Raw genomic sequence first — 16656 nt, 5'->3', positions numbered from 1 at the left:
CCCTGGAGAATGCGCCCCCGCCGAGTTTACTCACTGGTAACCTCTCCGGGATCGCTCGGGGAAAGCTTTGAAGTGCAGGTCTCCTGGGAGGAACCTCATGCGTCGTGTCGTGGGTGCCGTGGTTTTGGCACTCGGAACATTTTTGGTGGTGGCGGCGATCCTGTTGCCCACCTACGTGGCGTCGAACTTAGTGAAAACACCGCTCGACCAGTACACGGTCAGCGTCGCCACGTCGGACAACGCAACGGTCTTCGACGTGCCCAGCCTGTCGGTGAAGCCGAACGTTCCGGTCGAAGCCACCCGCACGGTCCGCGCTGATCCCGAGAAGAGCACCGACGGCGTCGTCGTCTTCGACGAGTTCCTGGTGCTCGAAGACAGCCGTAACAACAGCCAGATCACGTTCTCCAGCGACCGCGTCGGCCTCGACCGCCGGACCGCGGAGTCGCAGGACGGCTTCGACGCGGCGGTGGACGACCAGCCCACCCGGCACGAGGGCCTGGTCTACAAGTGGCCGTTCAACTCGGAGAAGAAGTCCTACCAGTACTTCGACACGACGACCCGTAAGGCCTACGAGGCCAAGTACGTCACGACCGAGAAGATCAACGGCCTCGAGACGTACAAGTACCAGATGGAGATCCCGGCCACCCAGATCGGCGAGCTCGACGTGCCCGGTGACCTGGTCGGGAGCACCGAGCCCGACGTGAACGCGCCGCGTTTCTACAGCAACACGCGGACGGTGTGGGTCGAGCCCAAGACCGGCATCATCATCAAGGGCCAGGAGAAGCAGAACCAGACGCTGCGGGACGCTTCGGGCGCCGACAAGCTGACGCTGTTCTCCGCCACGCTGACGTTCGACGAGCAGACCGTCGACGAGGGGGTCAGCCTGGCCAAGGACACGATCTCGCAGATCAACCTCGTGACGATCATCGCGCCGATCGTCGTCGGTGTTCTCGGCGTGATCCTGATCGTGGTGGGGCTGTTCCTGGCCCTGCGCCGGGGCGGCACCGACAAATCGTCGTTCCGTCCGGTGAAGCCGACGGACACGCGTACGCCGGTCAACTCCTAGGTACGGATACGTACCGGCAAGTCTGACAAAACAGTGGCGGCCCCCGGCTCCGGGGGCCGCCATTTGTTCTGAATTAGTCTCTGCGACAGACGTAAATCGCGGTGCCGGGAACGAGCCCGCCACGCAGCGGGCTCCACTGCCCCCATACCTCCTGGTGGCCTTCCGGCCACTCCGGCTCGATCAGGTCCACCAGCTCGAAGCCGGCCCCCACCAACTCCCGGACGCGGTCGCCCAGCGTCCGGTGGTGCTCCACGTACGTCGCCCGCCCGGTGTCGTCGAACTCGGCGTAGGGCGTCCGATCGAAGTAGGAGTGGTAGACGGTCAGGCCCTCCGGGCCCGGGTCGTCCGGGAACGCCCAGCGCAGCGGGTGCGTGGTGGCGAACACCCAGCGCCCGCCGGGACGCAGGACCCGGTGCACCTCACGCATCACCGCGGCCGAGTCGTCGACGAACGGGACCGCGCCGAACGCGGAGCAGGCGAGGTCGAAGCGGCCGTCCGGGAACGGGAGCTCGGCCGCGTCCGCGAGGACCAGCGGGACCGGTACCCCGGAGCGGTCGTTCGCCTCGCGGGCGTGGCGCAGCATCCCGGCGGACAGGTCGAGCGCGACCGGCCGGGCGCCCTGGGTGACGAGCCATCGGGAGCAGGACGCGGCCCCGCAGCCGACCTCGAGGACGTCCCGGCCCTCGACCGGGCCGAGCAGCCCGGCCTCGGACTCGATCAGACCCTCCGGGCACCACCGGAACCGGACGTCGCCGAGGAACTCGCCGTGCGAGGCCTGGTAGTCGTCGGCGTCGGCGTCCCACCAGAGCCGGCTCGCCGAGCGGCTCTCGGCCGGGCCGACCGGCCGGTGGACGATGCCGGTCGTGCCGAGCGCCTTGACCGCACTCACGTGCCCACCGTCGATGAACTCCGCGTCGTCGGAGCCCGTGTCCGTAGTGTTCTCCACCGGACCAGTCTGCCGATTCGACGCGGCGCGTCGAAATTTCGGACCCGTCATACCCGGAATTCCGCTTACGGGAGGCGGAAAAACCCGTCGGTGACCGGGTCGGGAGAGAGTGTCCGAGCGCCGGTTGAGGTAGGGGGTACCTCGCGTTGGACCTTAAGCCCGCCTGCACGGTAGTCTGGAGAACGCGTTATGGGCTGACCGTGCCTCAGTAGGGAGCAGGCTCGCAGCCGTATGCGTGATCGGGTCTGAGTCCGAGTCGCGCCCGAGTTGCCACCCGGGGTGTGACTGGAGTGTTTCAGCCCGCGTCCGCGGCGGGCCCACGACGCACGGTACGACCCAATGTCCCAATCCGGAGCAACCGCCCACATGACGAGCAGCACCGAGGCCCAGCCGACCACCCCGCAGGTAGCGGTCAACGACATCGGTTCGGAAGAGGCCTTCCTCGCCGCTATCGACGAGACCATCAAGTACTTCAACGACGGCGACATCGTCGAGGGCACGATCGTCAAGGTCGACCGTGACGAGGTCCTGCTCGACATCGGCTACAAGACCGAGGGCGTCATTCCCTCGCGCGAGTTGTCGATCAAGCACGACGTCGATCCGGCCGAGGTCGTCTCCGTGGGTGACCACGTCGAGGCGCTTGTCCTCCAGAAGGAGGACAAGGAAGGCCGCCTGATCCTCTCCAAGAAGCGCGCTCAGTACGAGCGGGCCTGGGGCACGATCGAGAAGATCAAGGACGAGGACGGCGTCGTCACCGGCACGGTCATCGAGGTCGTCAAGGGTGGTCTCATCCTCGACATCGGCCTCCGTGGCTTCCTCCCCGCCTCTCTGGTGGAGATGCGCCGGGTCCGCGACCTGCAGCCGTACGTGGGCCGCGAGCTCGAGGCGAAGATCATCGAGCTCGACAAGAACCGCAACAACGTGGTTCTGTCCCGCCGCCAGTGGCTGGAGCAGACCCAGTCCGAGGTCCGCAGCGAGTTCCTCAACAAGCTGCAGAAGGGCCAGGTCCGCAAGGGCGTCGTCTCGTCGATCGTCAACTTCGGTGCGTTCGTCGACCTGGGCGGCGTCGACGGTCTGGTCCACGTCTCCGAGCTCTCCTGGAAGCACATCGACCACCCGTCCGAGGTCGTCGAGGTGGGCCAGGAGGTCGAGGTCGAGGTTCTCGACGTCGACCTCGACCGTGAGCGTGTCTCACTGTCGCTGAAGGCCACGCAGGAAGACCCGTGGCGTCAGTTCGCCCGCACGCACCAGATCGGCCAGGTCGTCCCCGGCCGGGTCACCAAGCTGGTGCCGTTCGGTGCGTTCGTCCGCGTGGACGAGGGCATAGAGGGTCTGGTTCACATCTCCGAGCTGGCCGAGCGTCACGTGGAGATCCCGGAGCAGGTCGTCAACGTCGGCGACGAGATCATGGTCAAGGTCATCGACATCGACCTCGAGCGTCGTCGTATCTCGCTGTCGCTGAAGCAGGCGAACGAGGGTGTCGTCGACCCCGACTCGTTCGACCCGACCCAGTACGGCATGGCGGCCACGTACGACGAGTCCGGCAACTACGTGTACCCGGACGGCTTCGACCCCGAGACGAACGACTGGCTCGAGGGCTACGAGAAGCAGCGTGAGGAGTGGGAGCGCCAGTACAGCGAGGCGCAGACCCGCTTCGAGGCCCACCAGAAGCAGATCACCGAGGCCCGCGCGGCCGAGGCGAACGCTGCCGAGGAGACCTCGTACTCGTCCGACTCCTCCACCACCACCGGTGGCGGCGCGGCGAGCAGCAGCAGTAGCACGAGCAGCACCAGCCGTGACGACTCCGCGGCGACCGGCACGCTGGCAACCGACGAGGCGCTCGCCGCGCTTCGCGAGAAGCTGGCCGGCGGCCGCAGCTGAGCACCGGGCGGGCGTCCAGACGCCCGCCGGCATCACCCGAGGGGGTGTCCCGTTCCGCGGGGCACCCCCTTCGGGTTGTCGGGCGGGCCGTCCTGCTGGCCGCGATCTGGGTGACGCTGTGCGTGGCCGGGCTCGTGGTCATGCTGTCGTCGGGCGTGCCCGATCGTCCGCCCGGTGAGGCCGTGCTCGACGGGCGCGTGTCGTCCGACCTGACCGGGTGGACGGTGGCGTCCGCGGGCGACCCGGTGACGATGGTCCGCCGCACCGGCCTCACCGGCGGCCCGCGGCGCGTCGACACCGGGGTCGAGTTCGCGCGCTCCGGCAGCAGTGGGCCGTGGGCGTTCGCACTGGCCGGGCTGGCCGACCCGGAGCGGTTCTTCCGGGTCGGCGGCGTGTACCGGATGCAGCTGTGGGTCCGCGACCTGAACGCGTCCGGACGTCCGGTGACGCTGCAGGTCGCGAACGGTGCCGGCCGGCACAGGCCGACGACGGCGACGGTCCGCGGCGGCTTCTCCGACCGGGCCTGGCACCGGCTGACCCGGACGTTCGTCGTGACCGCTCCGGCGTCCGACGACACCGCGCTCTACCTGGCGCTGCCGCCCGACGGACCGCTCCGCTGGCAGGCGACGCTGGCCAGCGTCGAGCCGGCGGACGCGCGGCCGCCGCCGCGGGTGGGCGCGTCCGCCGGCCGGCCCCTTCCGGCCGGTGCGGCGGTGCCGCCCGGCTCCTACGTCGAGGTCGAGATCCCCGCGCGGGTGAAGCCGGTGTTCACGCTCGGCGCTTTCGACGTGTTCGGTCCGGACGGTACGGCCCCGGTGGACGACGGCGCCGCGCACCGGTACGGCGTGTATCTCGACGCCGGGAGCGCCTGGTTCTTCGTCGACCGGCAGGAACGCGGTGTGCTGTTCGCCCGGGACGTGGAGCGGGCCGGCCGGGTGTGGGCGTTCGGGGCGCCGGCCGCGCCGGGTCCGATCTCGATCTGGTCGGGTGGGGTCCCTTCCTGAGCCGGGCCCCGATTGCCAGGATGGGCACATGCTGCGGATCGGACTCACCGGCGGAATCGGCGCGGGGAAGAGCGCGGCGGCGTCCGCGCTCGCCGGATTCGGCGCGGTGGTGATCGACGCCGACCGGCTGGCCCGCGAGGTCGTCGAGCCCGGGACGCCGGGCCTGGCCGCGATCGTCGAGGCATTCGGCGCGGACGTGCTGACCGCGGAGGGCCGCCTCGACCGGCCCAAGCTCGGCGCGATCGTGTTCGCCGACGCCGAGGCGTTGAAGACGCTCAACGGCATCACGCATCCGCTGATCGGTGCGCTGACCGCGGAGCGGGCCGAGGCGGCGCCGCCGGACGGCGTGGTCGTGCACGACATCCCGCTGATCGTCGAGGGGAACTCCGGGGCGGGTTTCCACCTGGTCGTGGTCGTGATGGCGCCGGAGGAAGTCCGGCTCCGGCGGTTGACCGAGCTGCGCGGCATGCCGCTCGAGGACGCCCGGGCCCGGATCGGCGTCCAGGCCACCGACGAACAGCGGGTGGCCGCCGGCGACGTGCTGCTCGACAACGCGGGTTCCCCGGAGGACCTCCGGACCGCGGTGGGCGAGCTCTGGACGGAACGGCTGGTCCCGTACGCGAGCAACCTGGCCCGGCACACCCCGGCGCCGCTGCCGGCGAGCCCGGTGGCGACCGACCCGCTGGTGTCGGGCCGGGCCGCGTTCGCGCCCCTGCTGGCCGGGGCGGGCACCCCGGATGCGTCGGCGGCCGGAGAGTTCGGCCGGGCCGCGGCCCGATTGCGGGCCCGGCTGCACCGGCCGGATCTGCCGGTCGACTCCGGCCCGGGCCAGCCGGGCGTGCTGGACCTGCGAGCGACTCTTCCGGACGCCGAAGCGGTGCGGTCGGCGACGGCGGCGCTGGCCGGTTCCGGCTGGATCGTGCAGCCCTACCCGGACGGTGCCGTCGCCCACTCCGCGGATCCGGGGGCGCCCGGCCGCCTGTTCTTCGACGTGGGCGCTTAGCGGATATCGCGCCGGCGCAGGCCGGCCAGGCCCGCGGCGGTCGAGGCCGCGGCGACCGCCACCAGCCACAGATACGGCGCGGGTGTGGCGTCCGCTGCCGGTAGTAGAGGCAGGTGGCCGAACGGCGACAGGTCCCGCACCCAGGAGTCGAGCCGCAGCAGCGGACCGAACTGGGTGATCACGACCGAGAGCAGCAACCCACCCCAGGCGGCCGCGGTCCAGCGCGGCCGTAGCCCGAACAGGGCCACCGCGACGCCGGCGAGCACCCAGACGGCGGGGAGCTGGCCGAGCGCGGTCCCGAGCAGCCGGCCGATCGCGCCGTGATCACCGGTACGGACGGCATACGCGACGCCCGACGCGAACCCGGCGGCGGCCAGGATCGCCACCGGTCCGAGCACGGCGGCGAGCACGTGGCCGGACGCCCAGCGCAGCCGGGAGACGGCGGCGGCCAGCAGCGGCTCGGCCCGGAACTCGGTCTCCTCGGTCAGTGCCCGCAGCACCGCCTGCACGGCGAACCCGGCCACGACCATGCCGACCAGCAGGAACACGATCGCCAGGTAGACGTCGGCCAGGTCGCCGGAGGCGCCGGAGTACGTGGTCAGCGCGTCCGCGGTGGCGGAATCGCCCTCGGCCGCGGTGACGATGTCGGGCGCCAGGCCGCCGAACACCGCTCCGGCGATCGCGGTGCCGACCGCCCAGCCGAGGATGCTGCCGCGGTGCAGTCGCCAGGCCAGCCCGACCGGGCCGCGCAGCGAGGGCGGCGCGGACGCCGGGCCGAGCCGCGCGGCCAGCAGGCCGGCCCCGGCGTCCCGGCGCGACCGCAGCGCGAACACCGCGGCCAGCAGGACCAGAGTCACCCCGGCCGGGACGAGCAGCACCCACCAGCGGTTGCCCGCGTACGCACGGACCTGTTCGGTCCAGCCGATCGGCGACAGCCAGATCAGCGCGGATCCGCTCCCCGATCCGTGCCCGTCGACGGACGCGGTGTCGCCGGCCGCGCGGAGGAGGAACGCGGCGCCGAGCAGCGCCCCGGCCAGACCGCTCGCCGGACGCGCGTGTTCGGTGAGCTGCGCGGTCAGCGCGCCGACCGCGGCGAAGACGAGACCGGTGCTGCCGCAGGCGACCGCCATCGCGATCGACCCGGCCGCGGGTAGGCCGGTAGCGATCAGCGCGGCCACGCTCAGCAGCGCGATGACGCCGTTGAGCAGTCCGACGTAGAGCAGCGCGGCGGCGAGCCGGGCGTGGCGGCCGACCGGACCGGCGTCGAGGAGGTCGGAGCGCCCGGCCTCCTCCTCGGCCCGGGTGTGCCGGACGACGAGCAGGTAGCTCATCAGCGCGAGGATCGTCGTCTCGAAGACCACGACCTGCCAGGCGGTGGCGCCCCCGTAGGTGTTCAGCGCGACCGGCGGCCCGGTGATCGCGGCGATGCCCGGGTTGGGATTGTTCTGGTACGTGGCGGCCAGCCGATCGAGGTCGGCCTGGGCCGGGTAGAGCTGATACATGCTGGCGGCCTGGCTGTAGACGAAGGCCAGCACCCCGGCCGTCCAGACCGTCGCACGGATGCGGTCGCGGCGCAGAGCGAGCCGGAGCAGCGAGCCGGTACCGGTGAGGCCGTCGCGGTCGCGGCGGGCCGGGGCCGCGGTGGGCCGCTCCAGGACGGAGGTCATGACGCCTCCGAGTAGTGCCGGAGGAACAGTTCCTCCAGCGTGGGCGGGCGGCTCACCAGGCTGCGGACGCCGTAGTCGTCGAGCCGGCGGAGCAGCGCGCCGAGCTGCGGCTGATCGACCTGGCAGCGGACGGTCGCGTGGGTCACGGTCAGGTCGTGCACGCCGGGCAGGGCGTCGAGGCCGGTCGGTGGCCGCTCGAGCTCGGCGTCGATCGACGTCCGGGTGAGGTGGCGCAGCTCGGAGAGCGTGCCGGTCTCCACCGTGCGGCCGCCGCGGATGATGCTGACCCGGTCGCAGAGCTTCTCGGCCTCGGCCAGGATGTGGCTGGAGAGCAGCACGGTACGTCCGGCGGTGCGCTCCTCGGTGATGCAGTCCTGGAAAACGGCTTCCATCAGCGGGTCGAGGCCCGAGGTCGGCTCGTCGAGGATCAGCAGCTCCACATCGGAGGCGAGGGCGGCGACGAGCGCGACTTTCTGGCGGTTGCCCTTGGAGTAGGCACGGCCTTTCTTGCGGGGGTCGAGCTCGAATCGGTCGAGCAGGTCCTTGCGGCGGCCCTGGTCGAGGCCGCCCCGCACCCGGCCGAGCAGATCGATCGCCTCGCCGCCGGAGAGATTGGGCCAGAGATTGACGTCGCCGGGCACGAAGGCCAGCCGCCGGTGCAGGGAGACGGCGTCCCGCCAGGGCTCGCCGCCGAGGAGGCGGGCCGTCCCCGCGTCCGCCCGGAGCAGGCCGAGCAGGACGCGGATCGTCGTGGTCTTGCCCGCGCCGTTGGGGCCGAGGAACCCGTGGACCTCACCGGTGCGGACCGTGAGGCCGAGTCCGTCGAGTGCGCGGACCGGCCCGAACTTTTTCACGATCCCGTCGAGTTCGATCGCATTGGCGTTCATTGTTCTGACGCTAGCGAGTCTTCACAACTTTGTGAAGATTGAACAGGGTAGAGTGCCCTGGCATGAACGAGGATCTCCGCGTGGAGTACCGGGAGCGGTTCGCGCTGCTCATGACGAGCATGGGGCTCCAGCGGATGGTCGCCAGGGTCTACGCCGCGCTGGTGGTGACCGAGGAACCGACGACCACGATGCCCGAGCTGGCCGAGACGCTGCAGGCCAGCGCCGGCGCGATCTCCGGTGCGATCAAGACCCTGACGACGATCGGGCTGGTCGAGCGGGTCCCGGCGCCGGGCAGCCGTCGTGATCACTACCGGATCGCCGACAACGGCTGGTACGACTCGGTGATGCACAAGTACAACGTGCTGATGGGGGAGGTCATCAACCTGGCCGCCGACGGGGTGGAGGCGGTCGGCGCCGACACGGTGGCCGGGCACCGGCTGGGGGAGATGCGTGACTTCTACGCGTTCATGTCGTCCGAGGTGCAGGACATGCTGCCGCGGTGGGAGAAGGCCCGGGATTCGCGCCGGGCCGAACTGTCGGACCCCCGACGTACCGTTGAATCATGAGCCAGTCCACCCGTCCCGCGTCCGGTCCGAACGCTCCCGAGGGCCTGCGCGGCGACGCCGTCGCTCATGGCGCGACGACCGCGATCGTCCGACGTCCGGGCCGGTTCGAGGTGATCAGCGAATACGAGCCGGCCGGAGACCAGCCGGCCGCGATCGACGAGCTGGAGCGCCGGGTCAGGGCGGGCGAGAACGACGTCGTGCTGCTCGGTGCCACCGGTACCGGTAAGTCCGCGACGACGGCGTGGCTGATCGAGCGGCTCCAGCGGCCGGCGCTGGTCATCGCGCCGAACAAGACGCTCGCCGCCCAGCTGGCGAACGAGTTCCGCGAGCTGCTCCCGAACAACGCGGTCGAGTACTTCGTCTCGTACTACGACTACTACCAGCCCGAGGCGTACGTCCCGCAGACCGACACGTACATCGAGAAAGACTCGTCGGTCAACGAGGAGGTCGAGCGGCTCCGGCACTCGGCCACGATGTCGCTGCTCACCCGGCGCGACACGATCGTGGTCGCCACCGTGTCCTGCATCTACGGCCTCGGCACCCCGCAGGAGTACATCGACCGGTCGATCCCGCTGAAGGTCGGGCAGGAGATCGAGCGTGAGAAGCTGCTCCGCTGGCTGGTCGACGTCCAGTACACGCGCAACGACCTGAACTTCACCCGGGGCACGTTCCGGGTCCGCGGTGACACGGTCGAGGTCATCCCGGCCTACGACGAGCTCGCGGTGCGCATCGAGATGTTCGGCGACGAGATCGAGAGGCTCTACCACCTCAATCCGCTCACCGGCGAGGTCGTCAACGAAGAGACCGAGCTGCACGTCTTCCCGGCCACCCACTACGTGGCCGGTCCGGAGCGGATGGAACGGGCGATCCGCGGCATCGAGGCCGAGCTGGAAGAGCGGCTGGCCGAGCTCGAGCGGCAGAACAAACTGCTCGAGGCGCAGCGGCTCCGGATGCGGACGGCCTACGACATCGAGATGATGCGCCAGGTCGGCTTCTGCTCCGGTATCGAGAACTACTCCCGGCACATGGACGGCCGTGAGCCCGGCTCGCCCGGCTTCTGCCTGATCGACTACTTCCCCGACGATTTCCTGCTGGTCATCGACGAGTCGCACGGCACCGTGCCGCAGATCGGCGGCATGTACGAGGGCGACATGTCCCGCAAGCGGACGCTGGTCGACTTCGGTTTCCGGCTGCCCAGCGCGATGGACAACCGGCCGCTGCGGTGGGAGGAGTTCCAGGACCGCGTCGGCCAGACCGTCTACCTGTCCGCGACGCCGGGCAAGTACGAGCTGGGCCGGTCGAAGGGCGAGTTCGTCGAGCAGATCATCCGCCCGACCGGCCTCGTCGACCCGGAGGTGCTGGTCAAGCCCACCAAGGGCCAGATCGACGACCTGGTGCACGAGATCCGCCTGCGCGCCGAGCGCGACGAGCGGGTGCTGGTCACGACGCTCACCAAGAAGATGGCCGAAGACCTCACCGACTACCTGCTGGAACTCGGCATCCGGGTGCGGTACCTGCACTCCGAGGTAGACACGCTGCGCCGGGTCGAGCTGCTGCGCGAGCTGCGGAAGGGCGATTTCGACGTGCTCGTGGGCATCAACCTGCTGCGCGAGGGTCTCGACCTGCCCGAGGTCAGCCTGGTGTCCATTCTCGATGCCGACAAGGAAGGCTTCCTGCGCAGCGAGACCTCACTGGTGCAGACGATCGGCCGCGCCGCCCGGAACGTGTCCGGCCAGGTGCACATGTACGCCGACCAGATCACGCCGTCGATGAGCCGGGCGATCGAAGAGACCAACCGGCGGCGCGAGAAGCAGATCGCGTACAACACCGAGCGGGGCGTCGATCCCCAGCCGCTGCGCAAGAAGATCGTCGACATCCTCGACGACATCTACCGCGAGGCCGCCGACAACGAGAGCGGTGAGTTGATCGGTGGGTCGGGGAGGCAGCAGTCGCGGGGGAAGTCGCCGGTGCCTGGCCTGAAGTCGAAGTCGACGACGGTCGGGGTCGGTGCGCGCCGCGAGGGCATGGCGAGGGCTGACCTCGCCGATCTGATCCAGCAGCTCAACGACCAGATGCTGGCCGCGGCGCGCGAGTTGCAGTTCGAGCTGGCGGCCCGGTTGCGCGACGAGATCGGTGAGCTGAAGAGGGAGCTCCGGGGAATGGACGCCGCAGGCGTCAAGTAGGTCGCGCCCGCGGGCGTGCGGGCTCGAGCTCGGTGGGCGTGCTTTGGCCCGGTCGGCGTCGGCCGTGCGTCGCCCCCCGGCGTCCGGCTCTGCGGGCTCCGGACTCGGCGTGGGTATCCGTCGGGCGTGGTGCGCTCCGCCGATTCGGCCCCCGGTTCCGCGGGGGCTCCGGCCCCGGCGCAGGACATCCGCCGAGCGGCGTGCGTTTCGCTGCTCTGGCTTTCGGGGGCGTGCGGCCTCGCGCTCGGTGCGCGCGTCTTCCGGGCGGCATTCGTTGTCGGGTGGCTCTGTGCTCGGCGTGGGTGTCTTGCGGGCGAGGCCTGCCGTACTCGCGGCCGGCTGGGGAGCGGGGGCGGTGCGGCCGCGAGCATCGAGGGCTCGCACCCGATCGGCTCCTGGACGACACTCGGCGCGTAACCAGTCGCCTCCGATATGTCTCTCGTCAGAACACGGATTGTTCTTACGGGAGGAACTGACGATGGATCGTCGTAAACTGCTCGGCGCCGTTGCCGTAGCCGTACCCGCTGTCGCCGGCGCCGCCCTGCTTAGTGACCTGGACTTCGGCCGCGACCCGCGCTCGGAGTCGTCCGAGGGCTTCTCGGGCCAGGCCGAAGAGGTCTCCGGCGACGCCGCCGTCGCGCAGAACGCCGCACCGCCGGCGATCGGCGTCCAGTTCCACGGCACGTGGGACATGTACTGGAACGGCACCACGCCGAACACGATGTTCTACAAGCACCTCGACACGCTCTCGTCGAAGGGCGTCCAGGTGCTCCGGCTCGACGTGGGCTGGTCGTCCGCGCAGCCGACGAACGCCGCACCGACGGCGAGCCAGTGGTACCACCAGCGCGTCAACACGGTGCTCGACGAGGCGCGCTCGCGCGGCATGCAGGTCTTCGTGACCGTGCACCAGTCGCCGGCCTGGAGCCGCCCGAACACCGGCAGCGAGGTGAAGCAGTACCCGACCGACCCCAACAGCATCAAGCCGTGGCTGACGTTCTTCGCGTCGACCTACGGCTCCAAGATCCTCGCGATCGAGGTCTGGAACGAGCCGAACCTGCCCGACTTCACGCAGATCAGCGACTCCGGGCAGCGCACCGCGCGTTACGTCGCCCTTCTCAAGGCCTCCTACGCGGCGATCAAGGCCGGACGCTCGTCACTGCCGGTGATCTTCGCCGGGCCGTGCCAGACCGACGACGTGTTCATCCGTGACTGCTACGCGGCCGGCGCCAAGGGCAATTTCGACATCATGGGCGTCCACCCCTACCAGGGCAACCAGACCAAGCCGCCGGAGTCGACCGACATCACCGGCAAGGCCCGTATGACGAACATGCCCGCGATCATCGCCGTGATGGCGCAGAACGGCGACTCGGCCAAGCCGATCTGGTGGACCGAGTTCGGCTTCAGCGTGCACTCGAACGACGCCGTCCCGGCCGGTCAGGTGTGGCTGTACGGGGTGCCGGACGAGCAGACCTCGGCGTCCTACGTCTCGCGGGCGTACTACCTGGCCTGGCAGCAGTGGCCCCAGGTGAAGCTGGCCGTCACGTACTGCGGGTACAAGACGCCGTCCGACAGCCTCGGCCACCAGTACGGCTTCCGGATCATGGAGTCGGACGGCACGGCGAAGCCTCAGCTCGTTGCGCTCTCCAACATCCGTCAGGCGTTCGGATCGTTGCAGAAGCTGTAGGACCCCTCAGGGCCGGCCGCTAACCCCTAGCGGCCGGCCTTCCTGCGCGCCGCGCCGGCCGCCCGCGCCGGCCGCCCGCGCCGACCTCCCGCCCGCCGTCTGGCCGCCGGTCATTCCCGCCGTCCGGCCACCGGTCATTCCCGCCGTCCGAACGCGGTCATCCCCGCCGTCCGGCCACCGGCATCCCCGCCGTCCGAACTCCGGGCGTCCTGACGGCCGGGCGTCCTGACGGCCGGGCGTCCTGACGGCCGGGCTTCAGGCCTTATTCGGTCTCGACGTCGGTGAAGTGCTCGACGTGTGGCGGCCCGGCGAAGTACGGCCCGATCGCCGCCCGCCAGCGCGCGAACCGCTCGGTAGCCCGGAAATTCTGTTCGTGCGCCTCCACCGAGTCCCACTCGACGAGCAGCACGAACCGGCTCGGGGTCTCGATGCCCTGGGTCATCCGGACCGATCGGCACCCCTCGACGCCGATCAGCTCCTTCACCGCCGAGCGGTAGGCCGTCGCGAAGTCCGATTCCTGACCCGGCGCTACATCGATGAGCGCAACTTCCAGCACCATGCCCGGGAGCCTGCCAGCACTCGTCGAAGACCCGGCGCCCGGGGTCGGAGAATGCGGCCAGAAAATTCCGCTGAGCATCGCGCTATCTGCAACTTTCGCGCCCGAAATGATTTAGCATCGGAGTCAAGACGCTTGGACGTTGATCACACTCCGCCACCACCGGCGTGACAGATGCCGTGAAGGCGGGATGAATGCCCGTTTCACCAGGTGAGTTATCCACGACTCTTGCCGACCCTGCGGTTGCGCGCGCGCTCTGGCGCCCTACTATGGGAAATCGACGAGGGGAGTAGCCCCACGGTGTACCCGGTCAATACGGCTAGCGCGGAACGATCTTCCGCTGCGAAACCCCGGGCATCGGCCCGTTTCGGCGGGTAGCGAGACCTCGGACACGTAATGCTGCGCGTGATCCGGGAGAGTCATGACTGTTTCGTTGTGGGTATGGGCCGCGACCATCGCGGGCCTGTTGGCACTCGTCGCCATCGACATCTGGCATGCGCGGCGCCCCCACCACGTCGGGTTCCGCGAGGCCACCACCTGGTCGGTCATCTACATCGCGGCGTCGATCGTCTTCGGCGTACTCATCCTGGTGTTCTCCGGCGCGGAGCCGGGCACCGAGTTCTTCGCCGGCTGGCTGATCGAGAAGAGCCTCTCGGTCGACAACCTGTTCGTGTTCGCGGTGATCCTGTCGACGTTCGGCGTGCCCGACAAGCATCAGCAGAAAGTGCTGCTGATCGGCATTCTCGGCGCGCTGGTCATGCGGGCGATCTTCATCGCGGTCGGCGCCGCCGCCATCCAGCGGTTCGCGTTCACGTTCGTGATCTTCGGTGCGTTCCTGATCTACACCGCGATCAAGCTGGTGCGTTCGCACGGTGAGCAGCCGAACGTCGGCGACAGCCGCGCGGTGCGCATGCTGCGCCGCGTCATCCCGGTGACCGACGACTTCCCTGAGAACAGCGCGCTGACCGTGAAGCGCGACGGGAAGCGCCTGGCCACCCCACTGCTGGTCGTGGTCGTCACGATCCTGTCGGTCGACCTGGTGTTCGCGCTCGACTCGATCCCGGCGGTGTTCGGGGTGACCGAGAGCCCGTACATCGTCTTCACCGCGAACGCGTTCGCGCTGCTCGGGCTGCGTGCGCTGTACTTCCTGCTGATCGGCCTGCTCGACCGGCTGGTGCACCTGCACTTCGGTCTCGCGATCGTGCTCGCCTTCATCGGCGTCAAGCTGATCCTCCACTACGCGCACACGGTGTGGTCGTGGGTACCCGAGATCCCGACCGCCGTCTCGCTGGCGGTCGTGATCCTCGTGCTGGCCGTGACCACGGTGACGAGCCTCAGAGCGACGCGGAGAGCCGGAATTGCCCAGAGTGTGGGACCAGATCGTGGGTAAACAGAGCATCTCGCGACACTCGGCGATGAATCTGTCGCACCATGTAATCCGGGTGTCGGCTTCTGGGTATGTATGCGCCAGTCAAAGAGAGGCCTGACCGGTGGATCTGTCCCCCTGGCTGGAATGGGGCGTGCTGGGCACGCTCTTCGTTCTGCTGGCTTTCGACGTCTGGGTGATCGGTCGGCGGCCGCACGAGCCGTCGATCCGGGAGAGCACGCTCGGCGTCGTGGGCTACGTCGGCATCGCGCTGATCTTCGGCCTCGGCATCTGGTGGCTGGCCGGCGGACGGTACGCGGGCGAGTTCTACGCGGGCTGGCTGACCGAGTACAGCCTCTCGGTCGACAACCTGTTCGTGTTCCTCGTGATCATGAGCCGGTTCAAGGTGCCCCGGGTGTTCCAGCAGAAGGTGCTGCTGATCGGCATCATCCTGGCGCTGGTGCTGCGCGGCCTGTTCATCGCCGCCGGTGCCGCCGCGATCGAGCGCTTCATCTGGGTGTTCTTCCTGTTCGGCGGCTTCCTCCTGTACACGGCATGGAACCTCGCGTTCCACCACGAGGAGGAAGAGGATTTCAAGGAGAACGCGCTCATCCGGTGGTCCCGGCGGCTGCTGCCGATCTCGAAGGACTTCGGCGACGGCAAGCTGCGCACGCATCAGAACGGCAAGCGGCTCTGGACGCCGATGGTCGTCGTGCTGATCGCGATCGGCACCACCGACCTGCTGTTCGCGTTCGACTCGATCCCGGCGATCTTCGGCCTCACCCGGGAGCCGTTCCTGATCTTCACCGCGAACGTGTTCGCGCTGATGGGGCTCCGGCAGCTGTACTTCCTGCTCGGCGGCTTGCTCGACCGGCTGGTCTACCTCTCGGTCGGCCTCGCGTTCATCCTGGCGTTCATCGGGGTGAAGCTGATCCTCGAAGCGCTGCACGAGAACACGCTGCCGTTCATCAACGGCGGTCACGAGGTCAGCTGGGTGCCTGAGGTGCCCATCTGGCTCTCGTTGGTGGTGATCATCGGGACGCTGGCCGTGACGACGCTGGCGAGCCTGTGGCGGTCGCGCCGGCCGGCCCGCGACCGGGAACTCACGACCGCGGAGCGGTGACCGCGGCGGCCACGACGCAGGCCGCGAGCAGAGCCGGGTAGAGGTCCGGCGCGGCCGGGGAGTGGCCCAGCAGCGTCTCGATGCGTTCCAGGCGCTGGTACAGCGACTGACGACGCAGGTGCAGCGCGTCGGCGGTCTTGGTCGCGCTGGCGCCGTGGCGGAGGTAGAGCTCCAGCGTTCGCACCAGCCCGGTGCGGTGGCGCTGGTCCCAGGCGACCAAGGGCCCGATCGTCCGTTCGACGAACGCGTCCAGCCGGCCGGGGTCGGCGCCCCGGCTGAGCTCGAGTTCCAGCGCGAGTGTGCGGGCGGAGACCACCACCGGCCGGCTGCCCGGCCGCGCGGCTCCCCGCTCGGTCCGGACCAGCGCCAGTGCCAAAGCCGCCCGGGCATGCTCCAGCGAAGACGCCCAAGCCCCCGTCCCGCCCCCGGAGGCGCTCCCGCCCCCGGAGGCGCTCCCGCCCCCGGAGGCGCTCCCGCCTCCCGAGATGCCCCGTCCCGAGGCGCTCCCTCCCGAGGCGCTCCCGGCCCCGGAGGCGCCCCCGCCGCGAGAGGTGCTCCCGCCGCCGGAGGCGCTCCCGGCCCCGCCGCCGGAAACGGCCCGGGGGCCGCCGCGAGAGGCGGCGCGGCCTGCTCCGCCGGCCGGAACGCTCCCGCCCACCGGGTAGCCCAGCGCAACGGTGACCTGCGGGGCTCCCGATCGCCGGCCGGCGTCCGCGAAAGCAGT

Annotated in this window: 14 protein-coding genes; 9 read left to right on the top strand and 5 right to left on the bottom strand. The window is 69.9% G+C overall.

The window, feature by feature from the left end; translation table 11 throughout:
* The first annotated feature begins 97 nt into the window (after nucleotides 1-97).
* Entirely contained in the window at nucleotides 98-1066 is a 969-nt protein-coding gene (locus ACIBZJ_RS25330; RefSeq protein WP_395933622.1) for a DUF3068 domain-containing protein, read from the top strand.
* A 73-nt stretch (nucleotides 1067-1139) separates the two neighbouring features.
* On the opposite strand, the gene ACIBZJ_RS25325 is transcribed toward ACIBZJ_RS25330, so the two are convergent.
* The gene (locus ACIBZJ_RS25325) at nucleotides 1140-2012 is read right to left on the bottom strand and encodes a class I SAM-dependent methyltransferase (RefSeq protein ID WP_395933620.1); all 873 of its coding nucleotides are present in this window, start codon (nucleotides 2010-2012) and stop codon (nucleotides 1140-1142) included.
* Between the two features lie 366 nt (nucleotides 2013-2378).
* Here ACIBZJ_RS25325 and rpsA point away from each other — a divergent pair, with 366 nt between their 5' ends.
* Genes rpsA through coaE form a run of 3 tightly spaced genes read left to right on the top strand, consistent with a single transcriptional unit; the run spans nucleotide 2379 to nucleotide 5900 of the window.
* Nucleotides 2379-3893, top strand: coding sequence for a 30S ribosomal protein S1 (gene rpsA, locus ACIBZJ_RS25320; protein WP_395933618.1), 1515 nt, complete (start codon nucleotides 2379-2381; stop codon nucleotides 3891-3893).
* 44 nt (nucleotides 3894-3937) lie between these two features.
* A complete protein-coding gene (locus ACIBZJ_RS25315; RefSeq protein ID WP_395933616.1) occupies nucleotides 3938-4897 on the top strand; it encodes a hypothetical protein in 960 nt (319 codons plus the stop codon).
* 28 nt (nucleotides 4898-4925) lie between these two features.
* Nucleotides 4926-5900, top strand: coding sequence for a dephospho-CoA kinase (coaE, locus tag ACIBZJ_RS25310; RefSeq protein ID WP_395933614.1), 975 nt, complete (start codon nucleotides 4926-4928; stop codon nucleotides 5898-5900).
* Here the strand turns inward: coaE and ACIBZJ_RS25305 are convergent.
* On the bottom strand, nucleotides 5897-7567 hold the full coding sequence (locus ACIBZJ_RS25305) for an ABC transporter permease (protein WP_395933612.1): 1671 nt from the start codon (nucleotides 7565-7567) through the stop codon (nucleotides 5897-5899). The two genes, coaE and ACIBZJ_RS25305, sit on opposite strands and share 4 nt — an antisense overlap.
* Nucleotides 7564-8454, bottom strand: a complete 891-nt coding sequence (locus tag ACIBZJ_RS25300; protein WP_395933610.1) for an ATP-binding cassette domain-containing protein — start codon at nucleotides 8452-8454, stop codon at nucleotides 7564-7566. The genes ACIBZJ_RS25305 and ACIBZJ_RS25300 overlap by 4 nt, the downstream gene beginning before the upstream one ends.
* Before the next feature lie 62 nt (nucleotides 8455-8516).
* Between ACIBZJ_RS25300 and ACIBZJ_RS25295 the strand changes: the two genes are divergently transcribed.
* From ACIBZJ_RS25295 to ACIBZJ_RS25285, 3 genes are all read left to right on the top strand, one after another.
* Nucleotides 8517-9020 (top strand): GbsR/MarR family transcriptional regulator, encoded by a 504-nt coding sequence (locus tag ACIBZJ_RS25295; protein WP_395933608.1) that lies wholly within the window; start codon nucleotides 8517-8519, stop codon nucleotides 9018-9020.
* Nucleotides 9017-11203: an excinuclease ABC subunit UvrB gene (gene uvrB, locus ACIBZJ_RS25290; RefSeq protein WP_395933606.1), complete on the top strand. Its 2187-nt coding sequence runs from the start codon at nucleotides 9017-9019 to the stop codon at nucleotides 11201-11203. The genes ACIBZJ_RS25295 and uvrB overlap by 4 nt, the downstream gene beginning before the upstream one ends.
* Nucleotides 11204-11681: 478 nt before the next feature.
* Nucleotides 11682-12887: a cellulase family glycosylhydrolase gene (locus ACIBZJ_RS25285; protein ID WP_395933604.1), complete on the top strand. Its 1206-nt coding sequence runs from the start codon at nucleotides 11682-11684 to the stop codon at nucleotides 12885-12887.
* Nucleotides 12888-13149: 262 nt separating this feature from the next.
* Here ACIBZJ_RS25285 and ACIBZJ_RS25280 read toward each other — a convergent pair whose 3' ends face one another.
* Nucleotides 13150-13446, bottom strand: a complete 297-nt coding sequence (locus ACIBZJ_RS25280) for an antibiotic biosynthesis monooxygenase family protein (RefSeq protein ID WP_395933602.1) — start codon at nucleotides 13444-13446, stop codon at nucleotides 13150-13152.
* A gap of 418 nt (nucleotides 13447-13864) precedes the next feature.
* Here ACIBZJ_RS25280 and ACIBZJ_RS25275 point away from each other — a divergent pair, with 418 nt between their 5' ends.
* Complete coding sequence (locus ACIBZJ_RS25275) at nucleotides 13865-14833, top strand: TerC family protein (protein ID WP_395933600.1); 969 nt, start codon at nucleotides 13865-13867, stop codon at nucleotides 14831-14833.
* Nucleotides 14834-14933: 100 nt separating this feature from the next.
* Nucleotides 14934-15932, top strand: a complete 999-nt coding sequence (locus ACIBZJ_RS25270) for a TerC family protein (protein ID WP_395933598.1) — start codon at nucleotides 14934-14936, stop codon at nucleotides 15930-15932.
* Here the strand turns inward: ACIBZJ_RS25270 and ACIBZJ_RS25265 are convergent.
* Nucleotides 15913-16116: a helix-turn-helix domain-containing protein gene (locus tag ACIBZJ_RS25265; protein ID WP_395934104.1), complete on the bottom strand. Its 204-nt coding sequence runs from the start codon at nucleotides 16114-16116 to the stop codon at nucleotides 15913-15915. The genes ACIBZJ_RS25270 and ACIBZJ_RS25265 overlap by 20 nt on opposite strands.
* Nucleotides 16117-16656 lie beyond the last annotated feature (540 nt).

The organism is Cryptosporangium sp. NPDC051539, assembly GCF_044454545.1.
Taxonomy (GTDB): Bacteria; Actinomycetota; Actinomycetes; order Mycobacteriales; family Cryptosporangiaceae; genus Cryptosporangium.
The sequence above is the reverse complement of the archived record's forward strand: the minus strand, read 5'-3'. Positions and strand labels throughout refer to the sequence as shown.

Bases quoted from the DNA above. Each gene is read 5' to 3' on its own strand.
- ACIBZJ_RS25330 (WP_395933622.1), top strand. From the start codon at position 98: ATGCGTCGTGTCGTGGGTGCCGTGGTTTTGGCACTCGGAACATTTTTG.
- rpsA (WP_395933618.1), top strand. From the start codon at position 2,379: ATGACGAGCAGCACCGAGGCCCAGCCGACCACCCCGCAGGTAGCGGTC.
- coaE (WP_395933614.1), top strand. From the start codon at position 4,926: ATGCTGCGGATCGGACTCACCGGCGGAATCGGCGCGGGGAAGAGCGCG.
- ACIBZJ_RS25305 (WP_395933612.1), bottom strand. From the start codon at position 7,567: ATGACCTCCGTCCTGGAGCGGCCCACCGCGGCCCCGGCCCGCCGCGAC.
- ACIBZJ_RS25300 (WP_395933610.1), bottom strand. From the start codon at position 8,454: ATGAACGCCAATGCGATCGAACTCGACGGGATCGTGAAAAAGTTCGGG.
- ACIBZJ_RS25295 (WP_395933608.1), top strand. From the start codon at position 8,517: ATGAACGAGGATCTCCGCGTGGAGTACCGGGAGCGGTTCGCGCTGCTC.
- uvrB (WP_395933606.1), top strand. From the start codon at position 9,017: ATGAGCCAGTCCACCCGTCCCGCGTCCGGTCCGAACGCTCCCGAGGGC.
- ACIBZJ_RS25285 (WP_395933604.1), top strand. From the start codon at position 11,682: ATGGATCGTCGTAAACTGCTCGGCGCCGTTGCCGTAGCCGTACCCGCT.
- ACIBZJ_RS25280 (WP_395933602.1), bottom strand. From the start codon at position 13,446: ATGGTGCTGGAAGTTGCGCTCATCGATGTAGCGCCGGGTCAGGAATCG.
- ACIBZJ_RS25275 (WP_395933600.1), top strand. From the start codon at position 13,865: ATGACTGTTTCGTTGTGGGTATGGGCCGCGACCATCGCGGGCCTGTTG.